General features: G+C 66.9%; 20 protein-coding genes. 13 read left to right on the top strand and 7 right to left on the bottom strand.

Annotated elements, in window-relative coordinates:
* Positions 1-23 precede the first annotated feature (23 nt).
* Complete coding sequence (locus tag CyaNS01_RS12490) at positions 24-650, top strand: bifunctional 4-hydroxy-2-oxoglutarate aldolase/2-dehydro-3-deoxy-phosphogluconate aldolase (protein WP_225875674.1); 627 nt, start codon at positions 24-26, stop codon at positions 648-650.
* 6 nt (positions 651-656) lie between these two features.
* Here the strand turns inward: CyaNS01_RS12490 and aroC are convergent, their stop codons facing one another.
* Together aroC and psbA are read right to left on the bottom strand one after the other, a co-directional pair.
* Positions 657-1,748, bottom strand: a complete 1,092-nt coding sequence (gene aroC, locus CyaNS01_RS12485) for a chorismate synthase (RefSeq protein ID WP_186697344.1) — start codon at positions 1,746-1,748, stop codon at positions 657-659.
* 148 nt (positions 1,749-1,896) lie between these two features.
* On the bottom strand, positions 1,897-2,976 hold the full coding sequence (psbA, locus tag CyaNS01_RS12480; RefSeq protein WP_186697343.1) for a photosystem II q(b) protein: 1,080 nt from the start codon (positions 2,974-2,976) through the stop codon (positions 1,897-1,899).
* Between the two features lie 213 nt (positions 2,977-3,189).
* Between psbA and cofG the strand changes: the two genes are divergently transcribed.
* The 8 genes from cofG (at position 3,190) to CyaNS01_RS12440 (ending at position 14,780) form a co-directional block, all read left to right on the top strand.
* The gene (gene cofG / locus CyaNS01_RS12475; RefSeq protein WP_186697342.1) at positions 3,190-4,164 is read left to right on the top strand and encodes a 7,8-didemethyl-8-hydroxy-5-deazariboflavin synthase subunit CofG; all 975 of its coding nucleotides are present in this window, start codon (positions 3,190-3,192) and stop codon (positions 4,162-4,164) included.
* A gap of 32 nt (positions 4,165-4,196) precedes the next feature.
* Positions 4,197-5,777 carry a photosystem II high light acclimation radical SAM protein gene (locus CyaNS01_RS12470; protein WP_225875673.1) on the top strand — a complete coding sequence of 527 codons (1,581 nt, stop codon included), beginning with the start codon at positions 4,197-4,199 and terminating at the stop codon, positions 5,775-5,777.
* Positions 5,778-5,850: 73 nt separating this feature from the next.
* Entirely contained in the window at positions 5,851-7,995 is a 2,145-nt protein-coding gene (locus CyaNS01_RS12465; protein WP_186697341.1) for a peptidase domain-containing ABC transporter, read from the top strand.
* Positions 7,992-9,101 (top strand): HlyD family secretion protein, encoded by a 1,110-nt coding sequence (locus CyaNS01_RS12460; protein WP_225875672.1) that lies wholly within the window; start codon positions 7,992-7,994, stop codon positions 9,099-9,101. The genes CyaNS01_RS12465 and CyaNS01_RS12460 overlap by 4 nt, the downstream gene beginning before the upstream one ends.
* Positions 9,102-9,769: 668 nt before the next feature.
* Positions 9,770-10,018, top strand: coding sequence for a hypothetical protein (locus CyaNS01_RS12455; protein ID WP_186697340.1), 249 nt, complete (start codon positions 9,770-9,772; stop codon positions 10,016-10,018).
* Positions 10,019-10,159: 141 nt separating this feature from the next.
* Entirely contained in the window at positions 10,160-12,568 is a 2,409-nt protein-coding gene (locus CyaNS01_RS12450; protein ID WP_186697339.1) for a T3SS effector HopA1 family protein, read from the top strand.
* Positions 12,569-12,627: 59 nt separating this feature from the next.
* A complete protein-coding gene (locus CyaNS01_RS12445; RefSeq protein WP_186697338.1) occupies positions 12,628-13,320 on the top strand; it encodes a response regulator transcription factor in 693 nt (230 codons plus the stop codon).
* A 35-nt stretch (positions 13,321-13,355) separates the two neighbouring features.
* Complete coding sequence (locus CyaNS01_RS12440; protein ID WP_225875671.1) at positions 13,356-14,780, top strand: cell wall metabolism sensor histidine kinase WalK; 1,425 nt, start codon at positions 13,356-13,358, stop codon at positions 14,778-14,780.
* A gap of 61 nt (positions 14,781-14,841) precedes the next feature.
* Here the strand turns inward: CyaNS01_RS12440 and CyaNS01_RS12435 are convergent, their stop codons facing one another.
* The 3 genes from CyaNS01_RS12435 to CyaNS01_RS12425 are packed head-to-tail and all read right to left on the bottom strand — an operon-like array spanning position 14,842 to position 17,278.
* Positions 14,842-15,654 (bottom strand): CPBP family intramembrane glutamic endopeptidase, encoded by an 813-nt coding sequence (locus CyaNS01_RS12435; RefSeq protein WP_186697337.1) that lies wholly within the window; start codon positions 15,652-15,654, stop codon positions 14,842-14,844.
* A 32-nt stretch (positions 15,655-15,686) separates the two neighbouring features.
* Entirely contained in the window at positions 15,687-16,010 is a 324-nt protein-coding gene (gene clpS, locus CyaNS01_RS12430; RefSeq protein WP_186697336.1) for an ATP-dependent Clp protease adapter ClpS, read from the bottom strand.
* Between the two features lie 41 nt (positions 16,011-16,051).
* Positions 16,052-17,278 (bottom strand): LL-diaminopimelate aminotransferase, encoded by a 1,227-nt coding sequence (locus CyaNS01_RS12425; protein WP_186697335.1) that lies wholly within the window; start codon positions 17,276-17,278, stop codon positions 16,052-16,054.
* A 98-nt stretch (positions 17,279-17,376) separates the two neighbouring features.
* Between CyaNS01_RS12425 and CyaNS01_RS12420 the strand changes: the two genes are divergently transcribed.
* The 3 genes from CyaNS01_RS12420 to CyaNS01_RS12410 all read left to right on the top strand — a co-directional run bounded on the left by CyaNS01_RS12420 (position 17,377) and on the right by CyaNS01_RS12410 (position 23,184).
* Positions 17,377-20,052, top strand: a complete 2,676-nt coding sequence (locus CyaNS01_RS12420; protein WP_186697334.1) for a TIGR03960 family B12-binding radical SAM protein — start codon at positions 17,377-17,379, stop codon at positions 20,050-20,052.
* A 415-nt stretch (positions 20,053-20,467) separates the two neighbouring features.
* A complete protein-coding gene (locus tag CyaNS01_RS12415) occupies positions 20,468-22,546 on the top strand; it encodes an Rne/Rng family ribonuclease (protein ID WP_186697333.1) in 2,079 nt (692 codons plus the stop codon).
* A 5-nt stretch (positions 22,547-22,551) separates the two neighbouring features.
* On the top strand, positions 22,552-23,184 hold the full coding sequence (locus CyaNS01_RS12410) for a ribonuclease HII (protein ID WP_186697332.1): 633 nt from the start codon (positions 22,552-22,554) through the stop codon (positions 23,182-23,184).
* Here the strand turns inward: CyaNS01_RS12410 and CyaNS01_RS12405 are convergent.
* Positions 23,169-23,693: a DUF1997 domain-containing protein gene (locus CyaNS01_RS12405; RefSeq protein WP_186697331.1), complete on the bottom strand. Its 525-nt coding sequence runs from the start codon at positions 23,691-23,693 to the stop codon at positions 23,169-23,171. The genes CyaNS01_RS12410 and CyaNS01_RS12405 overlap by 16 nt on opposite strands.
* Positions 23,694-23,762: 69 nt before the next feature.
* Here CyaNS01_RS12405 and pheA point away from each other — a divergent pair, with 69 nt between their 5' ends.
* Complete coding sequence (gene pheA / locus CyaNS01_RS12400) at positions 23,763-24,605, top strand: prephenate dehydratase (protein ID WP_186697330.1); 843 nt, start codon at positions 23,763-23,765, stop codon at positions 24,603-24,605.
* On the opposite strand, the gene CyaNS01_RS12395 is transcribed toward pheA, so the two are convergent.
* Positions 24,574-25,605, bottom strand: a complete 1,032-nt coding sequence (locus tag CyaNS01_RS12395; protein WP_186697329.1) for a methyltransferase domain-containing protein — start codon at positions 25,603-25,605, stop codon at positions 24,574-24,576. The two genes, pheA and CyaNS01_RS12395, sit on opposite strands and share 32 nt — an antisense overlap.
* Positions 25,606-25,608 lie beyond the last annotated feature (3 nt).

The raw sequence follows: 25,608 nt of genomic DNA, 5'->3' as shown, positions 1-25,608 counted from the left end.
CCCCCTTTGGTTGACCAGGCCGGTTGATCGCGATCGCCTCCTTCCCACCGTTTCTCGATGCGCTGCGCCGCCAGCCCCTGCTGGTGGTGCTTCGTGCTGAGCAGCCCCGCCAGCTCGAGCCGGCCCTGGCAGCCCTGGATGCCATGGGGTTGGTCCACGTGGAGATCAGCTGGCAGCCCCATCCCGACTGGGCCATCCAGTGCCGGGCGCTCCAGCAGGCCCATCCGCGCTTGCGGCTGGGGGCGGCGTCGCTCTGCAGCCCGGAGGCGATTCGGGCCACGGCTGCTGCGGGTCTGGGCTACGGGGTGTCACCCGTGCTGATTCCGGAGCTCTGGCACGAGGCCTGTCGCCTGGACCTGGCCCTCGTGCCGGGTGTGTTCACGCCCACCGAGGTGATGCAGGCCAGGCAGCTGGGCTGCCCGGCCGTGAAGCTGTTCCCGGCTGCCAGCTTGGGCTCCCACTACTGGAGCCGCCTGCGCGGGCCCCTGGGAGCCCTGCCGTTCTGCATCGCGGCCGGCGGCCTGGCACCCCACGACGTGCGGCCCTGGCTGCAGGCTGGCGTCGATGCCGTGGCCCTGGGTGGCAGCCTCGACCGGAGCGGCGCCATGGCCGAGCTGAAGGCCCTGATCAGCGAGCTGCGCTCCCGCTGAGCCCCTTCACCACAGGCTGCACTGCCCCTGCTGGCGCAGCAGATGGTCGGCCAGCACCAGGGCCACCATCGCCTCCACCATCGGTACGGCCCTCGGCAGCACGCAGGGGTCGTGGCGTCCCTTGGCGGCCAGGGTGGTGGCAGCCCCGCTGGCATCGATGGTCTGCTGCTGCTTGCGGATCGTGGCGGTGGGCTTGAAGGCCACCCGGATCACGATCATTTCGCCGTTGCTGATGCCACCCTGGATGCCGCCTGAATTGTTGGTGGCGGTGTGCAGGCTGCCGTCGTCCGTGGGCAGGAAGGCGTCGTTGTGCTCGCTGCCCATCAGCAGGGTGCCGGCGAAGCCGGAGCCGATTTCGAAGCCCTTGGTGGCCGGCAGTGACATCACGGCCTTGGCCAGATCCGCCTCCAGCTTGTCGAACACCGGCATGCCCAGCCCCACAGGCGGCCGCCGCACCACGCACTCGATCACACCACCGCAGGAATCGCCCTCCCGGCCGATCGCCTCGATTCGGTCCACCATCTGCTCGGCGGCCTCGGAGTCGGGGCAGCGCACGATGGTGGCCTCCACGTCGTCGAGGCTCACGCTGGCTGGGTCGATGCCATGGGCCTCGATGCTGTGGATCCGCTTGACCCAGGCCAGCACTTCGGTGCCGCAAGCCCTGGCCAGCAGTTGTTTGGCAACGGCCCCGGCCGCCACGCGGGCGATGGTTTCCCGGGCTGAGGCGCGGCCGCCGCCGCTGCGGGCCTGGATGCCGTACTTGGCCTGGTAGGTGGCGTCGGCGTGGGAGGGGCGGAAGGCCACCGCCATCTCCTTGTAATCACCGGGGCGCTGGTCCTTGTTGCGCACCACCATGGCGATGGGCGTGCCGAGGGTCTGGCCGTCCAGCAGGCCGCTGAGAATCTCGACGCGGTCGTCTTCCTTGCGGGGGGTGGTGATCTTGCTCTGGCCCGGTTTGCGCCGATCGAGATCCCGCTGGATGTCCTCCACGGCGAGCGCCAGCCGCGGCGGGCAGCCATCCACGATCACCCCCACGCCACCGCCGTGGGATTCGCCGAAGCTGCTGATGCGAAAGAGCTGGCCGAAGCTGCTGCCCATGGCTGCCACACAGTGCTGCGAGCGTAGGGGCTGGGCCTTGGCGGCCGCTTGGCCCGGTGGTTGAGAGGTGAAACCATCAAAAAGCCCCCCTGCTGAGAGGGGGGCTGGGGGGATTCCGTCAGGTCTGGAACTGATGAGGGCTGAAGCCTCAGCCGATCGCAGGGGCGGTCAGAGCCACGGGGGTGGCTTCAGCAGCCGCCAGGTCGAGGGGGAAGTTGTGAGCATTGCGCTCGTGCATCACTTCCATACCCAGGTTGGCGCGGTTCAGCACGTCGGCCCAGGTGTTCACCACACGGCCCTGGCCGTCGAGGATCGACTGGTTGAAGTTGAAACCGTTCAGGTTGAAGGCCATCGTGCTCACGCCCAGGGCGGTGAACCAGATGCCGATCACCGGCCAGGCAGCCAGGAAGAAGTGCAGGCTGCGGCTGTTGTTGAAGCTGGCGTATTGGAAGATCAGGCGACCGAAGTAACCGTGGGCAGCCACGATGTTGTAGGTCTCTTCCTCTTGACCAAACTTGTAGCCGTAGTTCTGGCTCTCGCTCTCGGTGGTTTCACGCACCAGCGAGGAGGTCACCAGTGAGCCGTGCATGGCGGAGAACAGCGAGCCACCGAACACACCGGCCACACCCAGCATGTGGAAGGGGTGCATCAGGATGTTGTGCTCAGCCTGGAACACCAGCATGAAGTTGAAGGTGCCGCTGATGCCGAGGGGCATGCCGTCGGAGAAGGAGCCCTGACCGAAGGGGTACACCAGGAACACAGCCGAAGCAGCAGCCACGGGGGCGCTGTAGGCGACGCAGATCCAGGGGCGCATGCCGAGGCGGTAGGAGAGTTCCCACTCGCGGCCCATGTAGCAGAAGATGCCGATCAGGAAGTGGAAGACAACCAGCTGGTAAGGACCGCCGTTGTAGAGCCACTCGTCGAGGCTGGCAGCTTCCCAGATGGGATAGAAGTGCAGGCCGATGGCGTTGCTGGAGGGCACAACAGCACCGGAGATGATGTTGTTGCCGTAGATCAGCGAACCGGCGACCGGCTCACGGATGCCGTCGATGTCGACAGGGGGAGCGGCGATGAAGGCCACGATGTAGCAGATGGTCGCAGCCAGCAGGGTGGGGATCATCAGCACGCCGAACCAGCCCACGTAGAGGCGGTTGTTGGTGGAGGTGACCCACTCGCAGAACTGCGCCCAGCTGGAGGCGCCGGAGCGCTGCTGGAGAGTGGTGGTCATGAGAACAGGTGATGGGTGCTCGAAAGAGCAGGTAAGTAGGACGGCAGAAGCGCTCCAGGTCAGAGCCCGGAAGCAGAGTCGGCCGCGGGACGGAACCCCGTCGCTGCCTAACGTAACAGAACGTTGCGGGGTTTGTGAAGAGGGGTTGAGTGTGGTGAACCGACCTTGCGCCTGGCGCCGGCCCCCTCGCCGCCTCCGTTCGGGTGGCGGGCGATGAGGGGTCGATCAAAGCTGGTCACCTGGAGCCCGAGCGTCACCCTGGTGCCCACCTCCAGCTGCTTCAACCACTGCGGCTACTGCGGTTTCCGCCAGACGCCCCACCCACAGGATCCCCTGGCGGACGCCCTCACAGAGCCCGAAGCGCAGGCCAGCCTCGAGCGCCGCCCCGGGGCCCGGGAGGTGCTGCTGCTCAGCGGTGAGGTGGCCCCGCAGGCGCCCCAGCGCCGGCCATGGTTGGCTCTGCTGCTGCGCCTCAGCCGACTGGCCCTGGCCAACGGCCGCCTGCCCCACACCAATGCCGGCCCCCTCTCGCTCCACGAAATGGCGGCTCTGGGGCGCCTCAATCCCTCCATGGGCCTGATGCTCGAAGGTCTGGGCCCGGTCTGGCAGCGCTGGCATCGCCAGGCCCCCAGCAAGCTGCTGGAGCTGCGCCTGCTGCAGCTGGAGCAGGCCGGCCGCCTCGGCATCCCCTTCACCACCGGCCTCCTGCTCGGGGTGGGCGAGAGCACCAGGGATCGGCGCCAGGCCCTGGAGTTGATCGCCCTGCTGCAGGCCACCTGGGGCCATGTGCAGGAGGTGATCCTGCAGCCCTACCGACCTCCCGGTCTCTCGCCGGCCGAGCTCGACCCGGCCCGCTGCGACGAACTGCTTGATCTGATCGGCGAGGCCCGCCACATCCTGCCGCCGGAGGTGCACCTGCAGCTGCCCCCCAACCTCTGGCCCCGACAGCGGCTGCTGGAGGCCCTCGAGGCCGGCATCGATGACCTCGGCGGCATCGATGGCGATCGGGATGTGATCAATCCCGCCTATGCCCAGCCGTCGCCCCAGGCCTTGGCACGGCAGCTGGCGGCGGCCGGCTGGGAGCTGCGCCCGCGGCTGTGCGTGCACCGGCCCTGGCTGGATCGGTTGCCGTCGCCCCTGCGGCAGCGGGCGCAGGCCATGGCCCAGCAGCTCGATCGCCCTGGTTAGTGTCGCGCCATCGCAGACGAGAGTGACGGCCGTTGAGCACCACCAGTTCCCACAGGGTGCTGCTCGTGAGGCTGCCCTGCAATCCGATTTTTCCGATCGGCCCCGTCTATCTCGCCGACCATCTGCACAAGCAGTTCCCCGATCTGCCGCAGCGGTTTCTCGACTTGGCCGCACTGCCGGTGCTGGATGTGGAACGCATCCTGGCCGCCGTGGTGGACAGTTTCCGCCCCACCGTGCTGGTGTTCTCCTGGCGTGACATCCAGATCTATGCCCCGGTGGATGGCCGCAGTGGCAACCCCCTGCAGCACTCCTTCGAGGTGTTCTACGCGCGCAATCCGCTCAAACGGCTGCGCGGAGCCCTGGGCGGCCTGGGCCTGATGCGGGCCTTCTACGCCGAGCTCTGGCGCAACCTGCGGCTGGTGCGGCAAGGGGTGAAGCGCGCCCGGCGCTATCAGCCCGAAGCCCGGGCCGTGATCGGTGGCGGTGCTGTGAGTGTGTTCTATGAGCAGCTCGGGCGTCAGCTGCCCGCCGGCACGGTGGTGTCGGTGGGTGAGGGCGAACCCCTGCTGGAGAAGTTGATCCGGGGCGACTCCCTGGCCGGGGAGCGCTGTTTTGTGGCCGGCGAGGAGCCCCGCCCGGGCCTGATCCATGAGCAGCCGGGCAGCCTGGAGAAAACGGCCTGCAACTACGACTACATCGCCTCGATCTGGCCCCAGCTCGACTGGTACCTCGAGGGGGGAGATTTCTACGTGGGCGTGCAAACCAAGCGGGGCTGCCCCCACAACTGCTGTTACTGCGTGTACACGGTGGTGGAGGGCAAGGCGGTGCGGGTGAATCCCGTTGAGGAGGTGATCGCTGAGATGCGGCAGCTCTACCGCCGCGGCGTGCGCGGCTTCTGGTTCACCGATGCCCAGTTCATCCCCGCGCGGCGCTACATCGAAGATGCCAAGGCCTTGCTGCGGGCGATTCAGGCTGAAGGCTGGGACGACATCCGCTGGGCCGCCTACATCCGCGCCGACAATCTCGATGCGGAACTGGCCGAGCTGATGGTGGCCACCGGCATGGAGTATTTCGAGATCGGCATCACCTCGGGATCCCAGGAACTGGTGCGCAAGATGCGCATGGGCTACAACCTGCGCACTGTGCTCGAGAGCTGCCGGCTGCTGGCGAGGGCCGGCTTCCGACACCATGTGTCGGTGAACTACTCGTTCAACGTGATCGATGAGCGCCCCGAAACCATCCGCCAGACCGTGGCCTATCACCGCGAGCTGGAGCGCATCTTCGGCGCCGACAAGGTGGAGCCGGCGATCTTCTTCATCGGCCTGCAGCCCCACACCCACCTGGAGCAGTACGGCTTCGAGCAGGGCCTGATCAAGCCGGGCTACAACCCGATGAGCATGATGCCGTGGACCGCCCGCAAGATGCTCTGGAATCCCGAGCCGATGGGCAGCACCTTCGGCCGCATCTGCCTGGAGGCGTTCGACCGCAATCCCGGCGACTTCGGCCGCACGGTGATGGACCTGCTGGAGCGTGATTACGGCCTGGCGCCCCTGGATGAGGCCCTCAGGGCTCCGGTGGAAGGCCGCCGCGCCCTGGCGAACGCGGTGCGTTGAGTCAGGCGCGACCGGAAGGTCAGTCTGCGGCCAGCAGCCTCCCTAGCTTGGAGCACCCTGATCCCGCTGCCCGGTGCGTTACGAGTGGGTGGAGCAACATGCCGAGGAGGATTGCGGCGCCGCCTGCCTGGCTACCGTGGCCCGGCACCATGGCCGCCGGCTGGCCCTCTCCCGGGTGCGGGAACTGGTGGGCACCGGCACCCGGGGCACCACCCTGCTGGGTCTGCGCCGGGGGGCTGATGCCGTTGGTTTCCATGCCCGGGCCGTGCGGGCTGACGGGGCTCTGCTGGATCGGCTGGATGGGCTGCCGCTGCCGGCGATCTGCCACTGGCAGGGCAACCACTGGGTGGTGCTGTACGGCCGGCAGGGTCGCAAGCTGGTGATCGCCGATCCGGCCGTCGGCATCCGCCGGCTGTCCCCTGAGGAGTTTCGGGAGGGCTGGGGCAACGGCGTGCTGCTGTTGCTGGAGCCAGACCTCAACCGGCTGCTGCAGCAGCCGCAGGAAGAGCGGCTGCCGTTCCTGCGCTTTCTGCGGCTGGCCTGGCCCTACCGGGGTCTGCTGCTGCAGGCCCTCGCCATCAACGTGGTGATCGGCCTGCTGGCTCTGGCCATGCCGCTGCTGATGCAGCTGCTCACTGATGACGTGCTGGTGCGCCGGGACAACCAGTTGCTCACCAGCCTCGGCCTGGCGATGCTGTTTCTGTTTGTCTTCCGCAGCGTCATCAGCCTGATCCAGGGCCACATCGTGGGTCATTTCGCCCAGCGCCTTCAGCTGGGGATGGTGCTGGAGTACGGCCACCGGCTGCTGCGGTTGCCGATGACCTATTTCGACAGCCATCGCAGTGGCGAGGTGGTGAGCCGGATCGGCGACATCAGCCGCATCAATGCCCTGATCAGCGATCTGGTGCTGGGCCTGCCCAGTGACTTCTTCATTGCCTCCATCTCGCTGGTGGTGATGCTGATCTACAGCCCGCCCCTCACGGCCGTGTCCCTGCTGGCCTTTGGCGTGCTGATCGCCGCTGGCCTGCTGTTCCTGCCGGCGCAATACGAAAAGAGCCGCCGGCTGATTGTGGAATCGGCTGAGAACCAGGGCTTTCTGGTGGAGATCTTCCGGGGTGCCCAGGTGCTCAAAACCACTGAGGCTTCGCCCCAGGCCTGGGATGAGTACCAGCGCAACTTCGGCAGCGTGGCCCACCTGCGCTGGGATGCCCTGCAGCTCTCGCTGTTCAGTGGCACCACCACAGGGTTGTTGTCACGCGTCACCACCCTGGCCCTGCTCTGGTATGGCAGCAGCTTCGTGATCTCGGGCCAGCTCTCGATCGGCCAACTGCTGGCCTTCAGCGGCATGAGCGGCAATGTGCTCGGCTTTCTGGAAGCCCTCGTCGATTTCACCGACGACTACCTCACGGCCAACGTCGTGATCCGGCGGCTGTCCGAGGTGCTGGAGGGCAGCCTTGAGGACCCGAAAGGGATGGAGAAGCCGTGGGTGGCCCTGCCCCAGGCGTGTGAGATCGACTGCCGCAACCTCAGCTTCCACCACGCCGGACGGCTCGATCTGCTCAGCAACCTCAACCTCACCCTGCCCGGGGGGCGCTGCACAGCCTTGATCGGCGAATCCGGCTGCGGCAAAAGCACCCTGGTGAAGCTGCTGGCCGGCCTCTATCCGCCCCAGAGCGGCTCCATCCACTACGGACCCTATGGCCGCCACGACATCTCGCTGGAATGCCTGCGCCGCCAGGTGGTGCTGGTGCCCCAGGAGGCGCAGTTCTTCAATCGCACGATCTTCGAAAACTTTCGTTTTGCCTATCCGGATGTGAGCTTTGATCAGGTGGTGGCGGCCTGCGACCAGGCCCTCGCCGATGAGTTCATCCGCGACCTGCCCGATGGCTACCAGACCGTGCTGGGCGAATTCGGGGCCAATCTTTCGGGCGGCCAACGCCAGCGCCTGGCGATCGCCCGCGCGCTTGTGTCTTCCCCCTCGGTGTTGATTCTGGATGAGTCCACCGCAGCACTGGATCCGGTGCTGGAGCGCCGCTTGATGGACAATCTGTTGTCGGCACGCCGGGGACTGACCACAGTGATAATCAGCCACCGCCCCAGCGTCATCCATCGCTGTGATTGGCTCGTTTACCTGGAGCGAGGCCATGTTGTTTCCCAGGGTCGGCCGCAGGACCTGGGCAGCAGCGCACCCCTGGCCGCCTACCTCCTGCCGGCATGAGCGAGCAGCTGCGCCCGGCCTCCGTTCAGGAGTTCCTGCCCTCGGTGCGTCCCTGGGTGCGCCTGGCCGGCGCCGTGCTGGTGGGGAGTTTCCTGGCCGGCGTGGCGCTGATGGCGGTGTGGCCCTACCGGGTGGTGGTGAGGGCCTCCGGTTCGGTACGTCCCAGTGGCGAGACCAGCCTGGTGCACGCGCCCCGGGATGGGCGGGTGAGGGAGATCCGCATCCAGCCCAATCAGCAGGTGGAACGGGGTGAGGTGCTGGCGGTGATGGACCCCGCCGATCTGGAGGGCAGGGAGCTGAAGCTGCAGCAGGGCGGCACGTCTCTCGACAACCAGCTGGCGGCGCAGCGCAGGCAGAACACGGCTGCTCTGGAGGCGGCGCGACTGGAAGTGGAGAAGGCCCGGGCCAGCCTTGATCTGTCCCGTTCGGAGTACCAGCGCTACAGCCAGCTCGTCAGCAGTGGTGCCGCCTCCCGCGAGCAGATGGAGGAGAAGCGCGCCAGCCTGAGCGTGGCGGAGTCCAACCTGGCCAAGGCCCAGCGGGATGTGGAGCAGCAGCAGTCCCGCGGAGAAAATGCCCTGGCGCGCCTGGGCCAGCAACAGAGCGAAAACCAGGCCGAACGGGCCCAGCTCAGCCGTGATCTCGGACGCCAGCTGATCAGGGCGCCGGTGGGTGGGGTGATCTTCTCCCTCGCCCTGCGCAACCCCCTCCAGGTGGTGACGGCCGGCCAGGAGCTGGCGCAGATCGCGCCCGAGGGAGCGCCGTTCCTGGCGAAGGTGCTGGTGTCGTCTTCGGACATCGCCAACGTGGAGGTGGGCCAGCGGGCCGATCTGCGTCTGGCGGGCTGCCCCTTCCCCGATTTCGGCACCCTGCGGGCCGAGGTGGTGTCCGTGGCTCCCGATGCGGCCGCAGCTGCTGCGGCCCCGGGCGGGGCGGCGGCCAGCGGCTATGCGGTGACGCTGCGCCCGGAGCAGACCGAGCTGCGCTCATCGTCCCGGAGCTGCGGGCTGCGGCTGGGCATGGACCTCACCGCTGACATCACCACCCGGGTCGAGACCGTGCTTCAGTTCCTGCTGCGCAAGACCAGGCTGCTGGTGGGGCTGTGATGGCGGGTGGCTCCATCGCCGTTCAGGCATGGTGAGGTCGGCGCTGGCGGTTGCCCGCACAGCCTCAACGGGAACACAACAGGGCGGGTAAGAGTTTTCTTGCCGCTTTCCTGTCGTTTTCTTGCCAACCGGCTTCTAAGTTTGTCGAGTTGAGTTGATCAAGCGAAACAGCCAGTGCATACAGAATCCACGCAAGACGTGACATTGCTGGGGCTCAATCTGCTTTCTGGAGCAGAGAGCTTCATCCACGATCTCAACCCAGAAGATGAAGCCTCAATCGCAGGCGGCAATCGCAGGCGCAGCCGGCTGCGCAGTCGCCGCAGCCGCCTGCGGAGTCGCCGCCGCAGCCGTCGCCGCAACCTCCGCAGCCGTCTGCGCAGCCGTCGCAGTCGTCTGCGCAGTCGCCGCAGGCGCTAGGAGGAGGGTTAACCCAGCCTGTCCATGGCCGCCACCGCAGGAAAACGGTAAGACCACTCTTACCGTTTTCCTGCCGTTCTCTTGCCGTTCAGCCGTTACATTCCCTTCAATCCAGCCAGGAAGGCCGGACAGGTGGAAGGCTCCGAAGGCTGCAGATCGCAGATCACAGAGCACTGATGATCTCGCGCCGCCAACGGTTCTCTCCATCGCTCAACCAACCCTGGCCTATTGCCGGAACGGAGACATACCGCATGAACACCCAACCCACCACCGACGTTGCCTTGCTGGGCCTCGACCTGCTGCTCGGGCCCGATAGCCTGATCAGTGAGCTCAGTCCCGAAGATGAGGCCTCGATCTCGGGTGGCCGCCGCCGTCGCCGCAGCCGCAGCGGCATCAGCCGTCCCAGCCGCAGCCACCGCAGCCGTCCCACGCGCCGTCGTCGCCGTAACCGCCGCAGCCGTCCCAGCCGCAGCTTCAGGCGCAATCGCAGGCGCCGTTGAGCAAGCCACTGACAGTAGGGGCCCCTCCCTGTCGTGAGCTTCAGACCCCGGGATGCTGGATGGCAGCCTCGGGGTTTTTCTATAGCCTTGATCAAGCCGCTTGGGGCTGGGGAAGGTCGTTGACGTGGTGAGTCTGGAGTCATGGTCGTTCGTTTGAATTCGGCGGGCATCCACGAGTATTTGATGCATCAGGGCCTGTGCGATTCAACGGATGTTGTTGAAGACGTTCAACAGTTGCTGGGCAAAAATCTGAATCTGCTGGTGCAGATCAGACAGCATGATGCCCCACCTTCAAGCGCCAGTCAGTTGCTGATCAAGCAGGCGCCGATCGGCCGCACTGAGCTTCCCAGTCAGGATTTTGAAGAGGAATGGAGAATTCACCAGCTGCTGGCCTGCCACGAACAACTGCTGCCCTTGCAGGCCTTGCTGCCGCAGGGTCTCAAGTTTGATGCCGACAATGCCATTCAGATCTTTAGATACCTTGGGCCCTATAGCGATCTGGGCGACTTCTATGACGATGCCGAGCAGTTTTCCGCCAAGATCCCTGTGGCCATCGGTAGCGCCCTTGCCACGCTGCACCAGGCCACTTTTCAGCGTCAGGACTACCATCTGGAATTAGACCCAGAAAGCGCTGGACATGAGGCTGAACCACCTGACTTCCGTGACGAGCTTGAAAATCTGACTCCAGAGATCTTTCGGCAGATCTCGATTGATGGCTTGAAGTTCTACAGGCTGTATAATCGCTCAAAGGAGCTCTCAAAGGCCATTGCTGAGTTGGAGCATGATTACGAGCCATGCTGCCTAGTCCACCATGACTTGAAGTTCAGAAATATCTTGCTTCACGATGATTGGTTCCGCTGGCAGCCCCCGCCCTGCCTGCCTGCTGCTGTCGAGGCGTTGTGTCTGCCCGATGCACAGGGCCTTGTACGCCTGATTGATTGGGAGCAGTGGGCATGGGGAGACCCGGCCTTTGATGTTGGCGCCCTGGTGGCTGAGTATCTGCGGCTGTGGTTGAAGAGTCTGGTGCTCAGCCGCGATGTAGACCTGGCGGTGGCGTTGCAACTTGCTGCTGTGCCCCTGGACAGGCTTCAGCCCTCCCTCTCGGCCTTCATGCAGGCCTATCTGGCCCAGTTCCCGGGAATCCTGGCTGCATTTCCGGACTTTCCGGCACGGGTGCTGCGCTTCGCAGGCTTGGGCTTGATTGGAGCGATTCAGGATCGACTGCACTATCGGGAGTCTTGTGGAAATCTGGAAATCGCGATGTTGCAGGTGGCCAGGTCATTGCTCTGCAATCCCGAAGCGGCCATGGTCACGGTGTTTGGCCGCAGCCATGTTTCACCTGACGACTTTCAACCTCCCGGCCCCGAGCCTGACCTTGAGCCAGACCGTGGAGGCATCGGCAGCACGTGTTCTGCCGCCCCATCTCCTCTGGACACGTTGGAGCTGCAGGCCGAGGTGCCTCAGCCTCACTGGCTGCAGCATGGCTCTGGCCAGGAGGCCCTCGCCGATCTGATCAACCATGTTCGCATTGAGCCTCCATTGATTTGTCATCCGGCCTATGCAGACCTCGATCTGGTGCACCCCGGGGAGCCTGTGAGCACGGGAGTGGATCAACGGCAGCAACGCTTGAGCAAGCTACCCGAGCAGCTCCGCCAGGCCTATGTCGTTGGTCAAGTGAGAAACTACCTGCATGATATCTACTTCAGCGGAGAGCAGGAAAGGAAGATCGCTGGCCCTGCGGTGACCAAGGAGTTCAAGAACGATGCTGTATCAGGACTCAACGTGGATTACTTTCATCGGATCCAGCTGGCCAATGGCGGCACTGGCTTCCTTGACTCCGACTGGATGGTCATCGGCTGGGATGAGCATCGTGCCCAGGTCGAGAAGGATGGTCTGCGGCTTTGGGTTGATCCCAATATTGATCTGGTGTTGCAAGACGGCTTGAAGGCAGGCCGCGGCAGTGCCGAGGCTGCGCCGGCCGCTGTGGGGACAATGGTGGTGTTGCGGCTGCCCAATGCCGTTCTGACGGAAGAGAGCTACAGCGCGATTGGCAATGCGGGAGAGCCAGCTCTCGATCAGGCTGGTATCAGCATCTACTTCAATATCAGTGCTGAAGGTGCTCTTGTGCTGATGGATGTTCTGACCAAGGCCCTGAATCAGCAGGATTTTCCCTTTGCTTTGACCATCCTCACCGATCCTGAGTCCTACAGCCGATACAACAGTGCCACCTTGATGATTGAGGCCGCTCACTACGAAGCCGTCCGCGCGCTGCTCTGCCAGCACCTGGCCAGACTGCAGCCCCATCTGAGCCATCCGATTCCCCTGTTCACCTGGCCCCTGGCCCCTGGCATCGGTCTGGCAGAATCACCACAGGGCCAGGACGACTTCGGTCTGGGTCGGTGTCAGATCCTGGCCAAAGCGCTGATCCTGGCTGATGCCAGTCCCCAGTCCCGGCGGCAAGCCATCCAGGACAAGTTTGCGGAGCGCAAGCTGAACTGGCAGCGCCCCCACCTCAATCCTGGGTCAGACTCCCACTACCCACCCCTGTAGCCAGCGGCCCCTGTCGGGGCCGCAAATGTCCATCCCAACGAACCAGCGATCAGGATGCGATGCGAATTCTATTGATTGAAGATGATTCTGGGATCTCCAGGTTCATTCAGCAAGGACTGAGCGAGGCTGGCTATGCCATTGATGTGGCTTCTGATGGCCCCGAAGGCGTGCGGTTTGCCGAGGCTGCTGATTACGATGCCATCGTGCTGGATGTGCTGCTGCCCGGCCAGGATGGCCTGAGCGTCCTGAAGATCCTGCGCCAGCGGGGGCTTCAGACCCCGGTGCTGCTGCTCACGGCCCTGGATACCGTCGAAGACCGGGTGCTGGGTCTGGATGCAGGGGCTGATGACTACCTGACCAAACCATTTGATTTCACAGAGCTGCTGGCGCGCCTGCGGGCCTTGCTGAGGCGCCCGCCTCTGCATGCGGATGTTGTGCTCAAAGTGGGTGATCTGCAGATGGACACAGCCCACAGGATCGTCAAGCGGGATGAGCACCAGATTGATCTCAGCCCACGGGAGTACTCCCTGCTGGAATACCTGATGCGCAATGCAGATCACGTTCTCAGTCGCACTCAGATTGCCCAGCATGTCTGGAGTTTTGACTTCTATGGCGACTTCAAGGTTATTGATGTCTATGTTGGCTACCTGCGCCGGAAAATTGATCAACAGGGGTCACCTTCGCTGATCAGGACTGTTCGTGGCGTCGGTTATTCTATCAACGCCAATGTGGACCCTTCTCCTGCCGAATGAGTTTGCCCTCTGATGCCTTTTTCTTCCATGCCTAGATGCTGATGAAGCCGCGAAAGCCCCGGCAGAGTCTGCGCCTGAGGCTGGTGGTCTGGTACAGCCTGCTGGCCGGTATTTCGATGCTCGTTTCGGATGGGTACACTTATCTTGAGTTTCGCCAGACTCTGCTTGCCCAGATTGACCGTTCACTGGAAGTCAGTGCGATTCAGGCACGCAAAAACCTCGATGATGAGGTTGATGCCCTGGTGTTTGATCCTCGCCGGGATGCGCCGCTGTTGGCTTCCCTGCTTAATGATGCAGGCGTAGAGATCTATCTGATCAGTCTGGATGGTTCGGTGAAAGAGCAGTTTGGAGATTCGCTCTCATCCCTCAACACATCCAACCTCAAGCCTGGGTATAACACCCTGGCCAAGCCCAGTGGGCGCTGGCGAATCTATACAAAGGAACTTCTGAGCAAGGAGGGTGAACCCTCAGGCTGGCTGAAGGTGGCTCAATCTCTCAGGCCCATGGACGCCACCTTGGCCAGGGTGTTTCAGCGCAATCTCCTCAAGCTGCCCATCCTGCTTGGCATGATTGCCCTTGGCGGTCTGTTTCTCGCCAACCGTGCCCTGCAGCCCATTGCCCAGATCACTAGAACGATTCAGCGTATTCGGGTGAGTGGTGATCTCGCCCAGCGCATCCACTACAAGAGCAGTGCGGATGATGAACTGGCGCGGCTGGCCACACTCTTTGACGGCATGCTGGATTCCATCCAGGCCACCTTTGAGCACGAGAGGCGTTTCACGGCAGATGCATCCCATGAGCTCCGCACCCCCCTGACGGCCATGAAGGGGCGGTTGCAGGTCACCCTGAGCCAGCTCCGCACAGTAGAAACCTATGAGGAGACGCTCAAGGCGATTGGCCAGGAAGTGGACCGCTTGATCCGGCTCAGCAATGATCTGCTGCTGCTTTCTCGCCTCGAGCAGAATCACATCGGTGGACCGATGGAACCGGTTGACTTGGGAACCCTATTGGCTGAATCGGCTGCCCAGATTCAGCCCCTGGCTGATCTGCGCCAGCTACAGCTGACCACAGACCTTGCCCCTGCACTTCAGATCCAGGGATTCCCTGACCATTTAATCCGCTTGTTTCTGAACCTCCTGGATAATGCTGTGAAGCACACTCCGGCTGCTGGTGAAGTCAGCTTGCAGGCACGCGCCACTGAGGCCGGCGTCCAGGTCATCCTTCGGGATACGGGCATCGGCATCCCGCCAGAGCACCTGCCCCACTTGTTTGAGCGCTTTTACCGCGTCGAAAAGTCCCGTTCCCGGGCCCTGGGTGGCACCGGCCTGGGCCTGGCCATCGCCCAGGAAATTGTTCTCCGCCATCACGGCCAGATCTCAGTGGCCAGCGAGCCTGGTGTGGGCACAACATTCACGATCACCTTCCCGCGGCATGGCGATCAACCCGTGGCCAAGCCATGAGACGCTTCCGGGCGGTGCGGCAGGCCCCACCGCCGAGGGCTTCATGACACCAGGCCTGAGCTCAGCGACCCAGGCTGTGGCCACGCCGTTGCTGGTAGAGCAGCAGCCCCAGCAGCCCCAGCCAGCCGATCGCGCCCCCCAGGGGATTGGTGCCTGAGGTCATTCCGCTGGGCCCGGCCCACCAGCCCGGCGCCTGGGCAGACACCGTCAGCAGCCCGTTCTGCAGCAGGAACCAGCCGCCCACCAGGCCGCCGTGCAGCGCCGCCGGCCCCCACAGCGCGCCCTTGCCCAGCTCCCGCTCCCTGGCCAGCACCACCCCCAGCAGGGTGAGGGCGCCCAGCAGGCTGAGGGCCAGCAGGCCGGGTTCCCGGTACCAGGGGTGCACCAGGCCGAACACCAGGGCCTGCGCCAGCAGCGCCCGCTGACCGTTCAGCCGCAGCCGCAGCTCCCCCCAGAGCCAGCCGCGAAACAGCAGCTCCTCGGCCAGACCCACCCCGCAGGCCAGCAGCAGAGCATTGGCGAGCAGGCCAGCATCCGTTGCCCCCTGCCAGCGGGCCTGCTGGCTGAACAGCAGCGCCAGGCTCACCAGGAGCAGCAGGGCGATGGCCTTGGTCAGCCCCATGGCGATGCCGGCCAGCGCCTGGCCGGGGCTGACGGCCAGACCAAGGGTCCTCCAGGGCTGCGTCGCTCCCCAGGCGGTCCGCAGCCGCCAGGGCAGGGTGGCCAGCAGCAGGGCAAACGAGAGCGACACTCCGGCCAGGTCCACCTGGTCGGGGCGCCAGGCTGGGGCCGCCCAGGCGAGGGGCCTGGAGAGCAGGAAGCCGGTGATGTAGAGCCCCGGCACGTAGAGCACCGTGCTCCACCAGCGCAGCATGGGTGCAGGCCCGGCTGGGCCTGGCGCCGCCATCAGGTTTCCGGTTCGAGGCTGCTGGTGAGCCCCTTGCCTTTGAGGGTTTCGCAGTAGAACTCCGCCGGCTCCAGATCGCACACGATCACCAGGCCCACGCCGGTGTTGTGGGCCTCCAGCATCACCGCGATCGCATCCTGCTCACTGAGCGAGGGCACCACCTGGCGCAGGGTGGTGACCACGTAGTCCATCGCGTTGACGGGGTCGTTGTGGAGCAGCACCTTGTAGCGGGGCGAGGGTTTGCGCACCCGCTGCGGTGCCTTCTCCATCACCGCGGCACCGCCGCTCTCGCGGCCCGGGGCCGCCGTGGCTGTGGTTCGCATGGCTGCCTCCTGGGTCACGACTGCTCTATTTAAGGACGGGATCACAGGCTGTGGATCCGCTGCATGGCCTCATCCACATTGGCGCGGCTGTTGAAGGCAGAGAGGCGGAAATAGCCCTCTCCGGCGGCGCCGAAACCGCTGCCGGGGGTGCCCACCACGTGGGCCTGGCTCAGCAGCTTGTCGAAGAAGCCCCACGAGTCGAGTCCGGCGGGCGTTTTGAGCCATACATAGGGCGCCTGCTCGCCGCCGAACACCTGCAGTCCGGCTGCCGTCAGCTCGCGCCGGATGATCGCGGCGTTTTCCATGTAGAAGGCCACCAGTGCCTTCACCTGGGCCTGCCCCTCGGCGGAATACACCGCCTCGGCCCCGCGCTGCACGATGTAGCTGACGCCGTTGAACTTGGTGCTCTGGCGCCGGTTCCACAGGCCCCACAGCTCCACCGCTTCGCCATTGGCCGCCTGGCCCCTCAGCCCACGGGGCACCACCGTGAAGGCACAGCGGGTGCCGGTGAAGCCGGCGTTCTTGGAGAAGGAGCGGAACTCGATCGCGCACTCGCGGGCCCCCTCGATCTCGTAGATCGAATGGGGCAGCTCCGGATCCTGGATGAAGGCCTCGTAGGCGGCGTCGAACAGGATCAGGGCGCCGTGGGCGCGGGCATAGTCCACCCAGGCCTGCAGCTGCTGGCGGCTGGCCACCGCGCCGGTGGGGTTGTTGGGGAAGCAGAGATAGATCAGATCCACCGGTTCTGCGGGGATCTGGGCCGTGAAGCTGTTCTCGGCGCTGATCGGCAGGTAGGTGAGGCCGCCGTAGCGTCCACCGGCATCGGCTTCACCGGTGCGGCCCGCCATCACGTTGCTGTCCACATACACCGGGTACACCGGATCGGTCACGGCGATGCGGTTGTCCGGTCCGAGGATGTCGAGGATGTTGCTGCTGTCGCACTTGGAGCCGTCGGAGACGAAGATCTCCTCGGCACTCACCTGGCAGCCGCGGGCCTGGAAGTCGTGGCGGGCGATCGCCTCGCGCAGCCAGCCATAGCCCTGTTCCGGGCCATAGCCATGGAAGCCCTCGGCGGTGCCCATGGCATCGATCGCCGCCTTCATGGCGTTGCGGCAGGCCTGCGGCAGCGGTTCGGTCACATCACCGATGCCGAGGCGGATCAGGGCGGCATCGGGATGGGCTTCGCCGAAGGCCTTCACCCTCCGGGCGATCTCTGGAAACAGGTACCCCGCCTTGAGCTTGAGGTAGTTGCCGTTGACCTGCACCACAGGGTTGCTGCCGAACTCCAGGCGGCATCCTGCTACGCCAGGTGGCTGTCGCGTGGTCCCGGGCTGCATACCATCGGGCCAGGCCTGCCCGCGCCACCATGACTGCCTCCTCGACTGTCGTGGCCGCGGCGACCGAGCCGATCGACTTCGACGCCCTGATCGACCTCTCGATCAGCAAGCCGGCCCGTTACCTCGGCAACGAGCTCGGCGTGGAGCCCCGCGACTGGCAGGCGGCCGCCGTGCGCTGGGCCCTCACCTACCCCGAGGTCTACGAGGTGGGGGCCAGCAACCTGGGCCACATCATTCTCTATTCCCTGCTCAACGCCGTTCCCGGCCAGCTCTGCGACCGCGCCTACCTGCCGGCGCCCGACCTGGCCGAGCGGCTGCGCCAGCGCCAGCAGGCTCTCTTCGCGGTGGAGAGCCGCCGCCCCCTGCCAGCCTTCGACATCCTCGGTTTCAGCCTCAGCTACGAGCTCGGGGGCACCAACATCCTCGAGATGCTGGACCTGGCCCGCTTGCCCCTGCGCGCCGACCAGCGCGGCGATCTGCCCCTGGGCCACCCGGAGGCGCCGCCGCTGATCTTCGCCGGTGGGCCCACGGCCACCAGCAACCCCGAACCCTTCGCCGCCTTCTTCGATTTCATTGCCCTGGGCGATGGCGAGGAGCTGCTGCCGGAGATCGGCCTGGTGGTGGCCGAGGCCAAGGCGGCCGGCCTCAGCCGCCGCGACACCCTGCGGGATCTGGCCCAGGTGCCGGGCGTGTACGTGCCCGCCCTCTACGGCCCGGGCCCCGATGGGGTGGCGATCGTGCCGCTGGAGCCCGGGCTGCCACCGCGGATCCAGCGGCGCACCGCCACGCCCATGCCCCACTACGCCATGGGGCTGGTGCCCCACATCGAAACCGTTCACGACCGCCTCACGGTGGAGATCCGCCGGGGCTGCACCCGCGGCTGCCGTTTCTGTCAGCCCGGCATGCTCACGCGCCCGGCCCGGGACGTGGAGCCCGAGGCGGTGATCGAGGCGGTGGAGGAGGGGATGCGCCGCACCGGCTACAGCGATTTCTCCCTGCTCTCGCTCAGCTGCTCCGACTACCTGGCCCTGCCGGCGGTGGGGGTGGAACTGCGCAACCGCCTGGCTGAGCAGAACGTGAGCCTCACCCTGCCCAGCCAGCGGGTGGATCGCTTCGACGACGACATCGCCCACATCCTCGGTGGCACCCGCAGGGCGGGGCTCACCTTTGCCCCGGAGGCCGGCAGCCAGCGCCTGCGCGACATCGTCAACAAGGGCCTCACCGACGCCGAGCTGCTGCGCGGCCTGCGCACGGCCATGCAGAACGGCTACCGCAAGGTGAAGCTCTACTTCATGATCGGCCTGCCTGGCGAGAGCGATGCGGATGTGCTCGGCATCGCCGACACCTGCCGCGCTCTGCAGGAGCAGTGCCGCGATCTGGGCCGCCTGGAGCTGAATCTCACGATCAGCACCTTCACGCCCAAGCCCCATACCCCGTTCCAGTGGCACAGTGTCAGCGGCGAGGAGCTGCGGCGTCGCCAGGTGCTGGTGCGCCAGGCCCTGCGCCAGCTGCGCGGCGTCAAGACCAACACCACTGACCTGCGCCTCTCCGCCGTCGAAGACTTCGTGGGCCGGGGCGATCGGCGCCTGGCGCCGGTGATCGAGGCGGCCTGGCGGGCCGGCGCCGGCCTGGACGCCTGGTTTGAGTCGGCGGAGCGCAGCCATGCCGCCTGGACCGCTGCGATCGAGGCGGCGGGCCTGGGGGGCCGTTACCGCGCCCTGGAGATGGGGGCCTGGAGCGCCGCCGAGGCCCTCAGCCCCGATGATCTCGATGCCTTCTGCCGCCAGAGCCTGCCCTGGGATCACATCGACACCGGCGTCGACAAGCGTTGGCTCGCCGAAGACCTGCAGCGGGCCCTGGCCGCCACCGTGGTGCCGGACTGCTCCTTCGAGGGCTGCAGCAGCTGCGGGGTGTGCGGTCCGGAGCTGGGCCACAACGTGGTGATCCCGGCGCCTCCGGTGCCACCCCAGCTGCCGCCGCGGGCCCCCGCCTCCGAGCGGGTGCAGCGGCTGCGCTTCGGCTTCGCCAAGACCGGCAGCCTCGCTCTGATCAGCCACCTCGACACCCTGCGGCTGCTGGAGCGGGCCCTGCGCCGCAGCGGCCTGCCGGTGAGCTTCAGCGGGGGCTTCCACCCGCTGCCACGGCTGCAGCTGGCCCTGGCGCTGCCGCTTGGGGTGGCGGGCCTGGGCGAATGGCTCGACCTCGAGTTCACCGAGCGGCTGGATCCCGCTGAAGCGCGGCTGCGGCTGCAGCAGCAGTTGCCGGGCACGTTGCAGCTGCTCTCGGTGGCCGAGGTGCCCAGCTTCGGCCCCAGCCTCTCCCAGGAGCTGGAGGCCTCCCACTGGCGGCTGGAGCTGCGGCCGCCGGCGGGGGTGGCGCTGCCCGGCCCGGAGCGCTGGCAGCAGGCGATGGCCGCGCTGCTGGACGCCGACACCCTGCCGTGGCACGACACCGACAAGAAAGGCCGGCCCCGCAGCCGTGACTGCCGCCCAGTGCTGCGGGATCTCCGCTGGCTCTCCCCCCAGCCCGCAGCTGCTGCCGGCTCAGGCTCGGCCTGGTTCGCGCTCGAGGCCGCCATCGATTCCAGCGGCCGCAGCCTGCGGCCGGACCAGCTGGCCCACTGGATGGCAGAACAGCTGGGGCTACCCCTGGCCTGCGGCAGCATGGAGCGCACGGCCCTGACGCTGCGCGGCCCTACCGCCTGAACGCGGCGCCAGACCGACGCAAAAGCGGCCAGGCCACCATGCTAATTTGCAGCCAAGGCGACAGGCCGTTTGCCTGTAAGCTTTCGCCGCGATTCCGCAGCACCCAGAGCTTTTTCAGCGCAGACCGCAGTCGGCAGGCACCTCCGTTGGCCTGTCCTGCTCCGGGGTTCAGTCCCTGGATTTCGCCCCCCGCTTTCATGTTTTCAACCCATTGAAAGCAGCCGTGCCCAAGGGGCATGGAGATCTTCCAGCAGCATTGCGCAGCTTCGCGCCATTCCCGCTCCATGGCGGCCAAGGCAGGGCCTGGCCCTGCCCTCCCGCATTTCGTTCAGCCCTCTGGTCCGCAGGTCTGTCATCGGCCTGCAGGCCTGCCTCATCCCCTGGCAGGACCCCGATCGGGTCCACCCCATTCCCCATGCCCCAGCAGATCGTCATTGCCGAGCAACTGCGCATCGCCGCGGTGCTCAACGACGAACGTGTTGATGAATTGATCGTGGCTCAGGGCCGCTATCAGATCGGAGATGTCTACCTCGGCACCATTGAAAACGTGCTTCCCGGCATCGATGCCGCCTTCGTCAATATCGGCGAGAGCGAGAAGAACGGCTTCATTCATGTCACCGACCTCGGCCCTCTGAAGCTCCGCAAAGGCGCCCACGGCATCACCGAGATGCTGGAGCCCCGCCAGAAGGTGCTGGTGCAGGTGATGAAGGAGCCCACCGGTAACAAGGGGCCCCGGCTCACCGGCAACCTCTCCCTGCCCGGCCGCTACCTGGTGCTCCAGCCCCACGGCCAGGGGGTGAGCATCTCCAGGCGCGTCGACGGCGACAACGAGCGCAACCGGCTGAGAGCCCTGGGGGTGCTGATCAAGCCCCCCGGGGCCGGCCTGCTGATCCGCACGGAGGCCGAAGGGGTCAGCGAGGACTTGCTGATCGACGACCTCGAGTCGCTGCTGCGCCAGTGGGAGGCCATCCAGACGGCAGCCGAGGACGCCACCCCACCGGTGCTGCTCAACCGCGACGAAGACTTCATCCATCGCATCCTGCGCGACCTCTACAGCCCCGACCTGCTGCGGGTGGTGGTTGACAGCAGCGAGGGGGTGGGCCGGGCCCGGGCCTTCCTCGGCTCTGATCACGGCAACGTGCTGGTGGAGGCCCATGCCGCTCCCACCGACATCCTGGATGCCTTCCGGGTCAACGCCGCCATCCACGACGCCCTCAAGCCCAGGGTGGACCTGCCCTCGGGCGGCTACGTGATCATCGAACCCACCGAGGCCCTCACCGTCATCGACGTGAACTCGGGCTCGTTCACCCGTTCGGCCAACGCCCGCGAAACGGTGCTCTGGACCAACTGTGAAGCGGCCGTCGAGATTGCCCGCCAGCTGAAGCTGCGCAACATCGGCGGTGTGGTGGTGATCGACTTCATCGATATGGAGTTGCGCCGCGATCAGCTGCAGGTGCTGGAGCACTTCACCCAGGCGGTCCGCGATGACGCCGCCCGTCCCCAGATCGCCCAGCTCACGGAACTGGGCCTGGTGGAGCTCACCCGCAAGCGCCAGGGCCAGAACGTCTACGAGCTGTTCGGCCGCGCCTGCCCCAGCTGTGGCGGACTGGGCCATGTGGCTGTGCTGCCCGGCCGGGACAGCCTGCAGCCCCTGGCCAGTGCCGCTGGACTGGTGCGGGCGGCGGCACCGGCGGCCCGCGGCGAGACAGCCACCACGGCCGCGCCCTCGGAGAACGGCAACGGCCATGGCAGCCGGCGGCGCCGCGGCGGCCGTGGTGGCGGCCGCGGCCAGGGCGAGCCCTCCGATGCCACGGTGTTCGTGCCTGTGGCCCCGTTGCTCGACCAGGACGCCGCCTACGCCACCGCTCACAACACCTCTGACAGCCCCAGGCCCGCCACGGAAGCGAGCCAGCGGCGCCCGGAACCGGAGGTGCTGGTGGTGTCCATGAGCGAAGACCAGGAGGAGGTGTACGGTTGGCTGGGCCTGAATCCAGCCCTGCTGCTGGACAACCCGGAAGCGGCTGAAGCAGCGGTGGTGCGGGTGGTGCGCCCCGGCGAAGATGCCAACACCGTGCTGGAGGCGGCCCGCCAGGATCTGGCCGCCAGCGGCTCGCGGCGGCGGCGAGGTCGGGGCGGCCGAGGCAGCCGTGACGGCCAGGGCTCAGCCGAGGAGTCGGCCCAGGCAGGCACGGCAACGGCGGCGGCCCCTGTGGCTGCTCCGGTGCCCGCACCCGTGGAGATCACCCCCCTGCCGGAGCCCGGGGTGGCTGAGGAAACCGTGCTCACCGTGTCGGTTCCGAGTGCCGCCGCCGGCGAAGCTCCAGCCGACACAACCGCCCCGGTGGCCGCTCCCAGCCGTGGCCGCAGCCGCCGCAGAGCGGCTGACGCCTCCGCGGCGCCCCAGGCTGCGGCCGTGCTGACGCCCACGGCGGAAGCGGCTGCTGATGGGGGCGAACCACGCCGCCGCCGCCGCCGCTCCTCCGCTGCCGTCTAGGCACGTTGGCCGAGGATCCCTGGCTGGGATGGCCCCCCGGCCGTTGCGCCGGGGTGGATGAAGTGGGCCGGGGCTGCCTGTTCGGCCCCGTGTTCGCCGCCGCCGTGGTGCTCGACTCCACTGCAGCGGACACCCTGCTGACCCAGGGCCTCACCGACAGCAAGAAGCTCTCCCCCAGGCGCCGCGCCATCCTGGTGCCTCAGATCGAGAGCCTTGCGCTGGCCTGGGGGCTGGGCCAGGCCTCGGCCGCCAGCATCGATCAGCACGGCATTCGTGACGCCACGGAGGCGGCCATGCTGCAGGCCCTGCAGCGGCTCCCTGCGGTGCCTGGCCTGGTGCTGGTGGATGGGGTGCTGCCCCTGCGGGGCTGGCCGGGAGAGCAGGTCTGCCTGGTGCGGGGTGACAGTCGCCAGCCAGCGATCGCCGCGGCCAGCGTGCTCGCCAAGCAGGCGCGCGACGGGCTGATCCGCCAGCTGGCGGCCTCCTATCCGGGCTACGGGCTGGAGCGCCACGTGGGCTACGGCACGCCGCAGCATCGGGCCGCCCTGCTGCAGCTGGGGCCCACGCCCCTGCACCGCACCAGCTTCCTGCGCAAGCTCTGGCCAGGCCAGGCTGCCGGGCCTCAGGGCAGCCGCTGATGCTCGAGGCACCAGCTCTCGAAGTCGGCCACCAGCTGCTGGCCCACCCGGGCCTTGATACCCAGCAGGATGCTGGCGAGGATCGAGCGCCCCGTGGCCTCCAGCACCTTGTGGGGAATCAGCCGCAGCAGCTGGGGCTGGCCCACGCTCACGGCCAGGTTGGCCTCGCCCTCGAGCCCCTCGTCACCCGCCTCCAGCCAGGAGCCCAGCCTGAGCTGGAAGTCCTCCACCAGGCCGAGGCCCTCCAGCTGGCAGTCGCTGGCCACCAGCTCCAGCCGCCCGGGCTGGAGCTGGGTGCGCAGGTCCACCACCGGCTGAACCTTGAGCTGGAACACCTCAAGCCGACTCACGGCATAGCGGTAGTGCCCCGGGCCCAGGCGCTCCAGCTGGCTGGGGTCGAGCAGCGCCTTCACGACCCGGTCTTCATCCGCCAGGTATCCGGCGAGCCGCTGCTGCTCCTGCCGTACTCCAAGTTGCAGTTGCTGACTGGCTCGAAAGGCCAGGGGCATGGCCTGAGGGCCGGCGCGGCATGATCTTATCGGTCGCCCCGCGGGGCTCCTGTCCCCCTGACGGTTGTGATGCGCGTTGCCTTTCTGGGTCCCAGCGGCACCTATGCCGAGCAGGCCACCCAGCAGCTGGTGGCCCTGGAGGCTCTCACGGAGGCGGAACTGATGCCTCAGCCCGGGATTCGGGCGGTGGTGCAGGCCCTGGCCCAGGGCGACTGTGACGCCGCGGTGGTGCCGGTGGAGAACTCCGTGGAGGGTGGGGTCACCACCTGCCTCGATGCCCTCTGGGAGCATCCCGACCTCACCATTGCCCATGCCCTGGTGCTGCCGGTGCGCCATGCCCTGCTGGGGTCGGGCAGCCTGGAGGGGATCAGTGAGGTGCTCTCCCATCCCCAGGCCCTGGCCCAGTGCGCCCAGTGGCTGGCCGAGCACCTGCCGCGGGCCCTGCAGCTGCCCACCAGCTCCACAGCCGATGCCGCCAGGATGGTGGCCGGCAGCCGCTTCCGGGCTGCGGTCGCCTCGCAGCAGGCTGCCGCCGAGCACAACCTCCAGGTGCTGGCCTACCCGGTGAACGACGTTCCGGGCAACTGCACGCGCTTCCTGCTGCTGCGCCGCGGCAGCCGCTCCCATGCCGGTGCCCTGGCCAGCCTGGCCTATTCGCTGCACTCGAACCAGCCCGGCGCCCTGCTGGAAGCCCTGGCCTGTTTTGCCCGCCGCGGTCTCAACATGAGCCGGATCGAGTCGCGCCCATCGAAGCGGGAGATGGGCGAGTACATCTTTTTCGTGGATCTGGAGCTCTCCGGGGGACCTGAGCTGCTGGAGGCGGCCCTTAACGACCTGCGCCCCCTCTGCGAGCACCTGGCCCTGTTCGGCGCCTATCCGATCACCAGCCGGGTGTCGGAGTCGTCGTCGTAGTCGCACCAGCTGTCCGGGCGCTGCCCTCCGGCCGCTCCAGGGGCTTGTGGCCGCGGAAGACGCCGAACTGCATCAGCCCGCTGCGAAAGGCCCAGTCCATCAGCAGGATCGTCGGCGTCTCGCGCAGGCCCTGCAGCACCGCTCCTGGCCCCAGGCCGAGGATGGCCCCAGGCCGGCGCAGGCCCTCCAGAATCGAGTCGATCCAGGAGGGCAGGGTGGCCGCCGTCCAGTCGGCGCTGTCCACGGCCATCCCGCCCGCCCAGGGGCTGCCGCCGAGATTGGCCCGCAGGGAGCGGATGCTGGCGAACTCCGGATGGGCCCACTGCTCCAGCAGTTGCCGCATCACCCAGCGCTCGCGCCGATTCATGGCCCCGTCGCGGGCATCGCGCCGGTTCCAGTCGGCCACGGCCAGCAGGCCTCCGGGGCGCAGGCTGCGCAGCAGCCCATCGGCGTAGCCCTGCTTGTCGGGCATGTGGGGTGAGGCCTCCACACTCCACACGGCGTCAAAGCTGGCGTCCTGCACCTCCAGGGCCATGGCGTCCATCACCGCGAAGCGGCAGTGCTGGCTGAGGGGGGCTGGCGTGAGTTGCCGCGCTCTCTCGATCTGCAGCGGGCTGATGCTGATGCCGAGAACATCGAGGCCATAGTCGCGGGCGAGGATCCGGGCACTGCCGCCGATGCCGCAGCCCACATCGAGCACCCGACTGCCTGGCGGCAGCTGGTCCAGGCCGCTCCAGCGCACCAGTGCATGCACGAAGTCGGCCTTGGCCTGGCGGAAATCCCGGCTGCCGGGCCGGCCCGGCGGTTCGCCGTAGTGGCCCAGGTGGATGTGCTCGCCCCAGAGCCTCTCGAGCAGGGCGTCCTGGGTCCAGCGGTCGTAGGCCGCGGCCACGCTGGCGGAATCCTGATAGCGGCGGTTGCGGCGCAGCCAGATAGCAGCCGCCGTGGCGGCTGTGGCCAGGCCCACGCCGGCTGCCACAGGCCAACTGATCAAGGGCATCGC

Origin of the sequence: Cyanobium sp. NS01, assembly GCF_014280235.1 — a bacterium.
GTDB lineage: Bacteria > Cyanobacteriota > Cyanobacteriia > PCC-6307 > Cyanobiaceae > NIES-981.
Note: the sequence above shows the minus strand (reverse complement) of the source record. Positions and strands in the feature narration are given on the sequence as shown.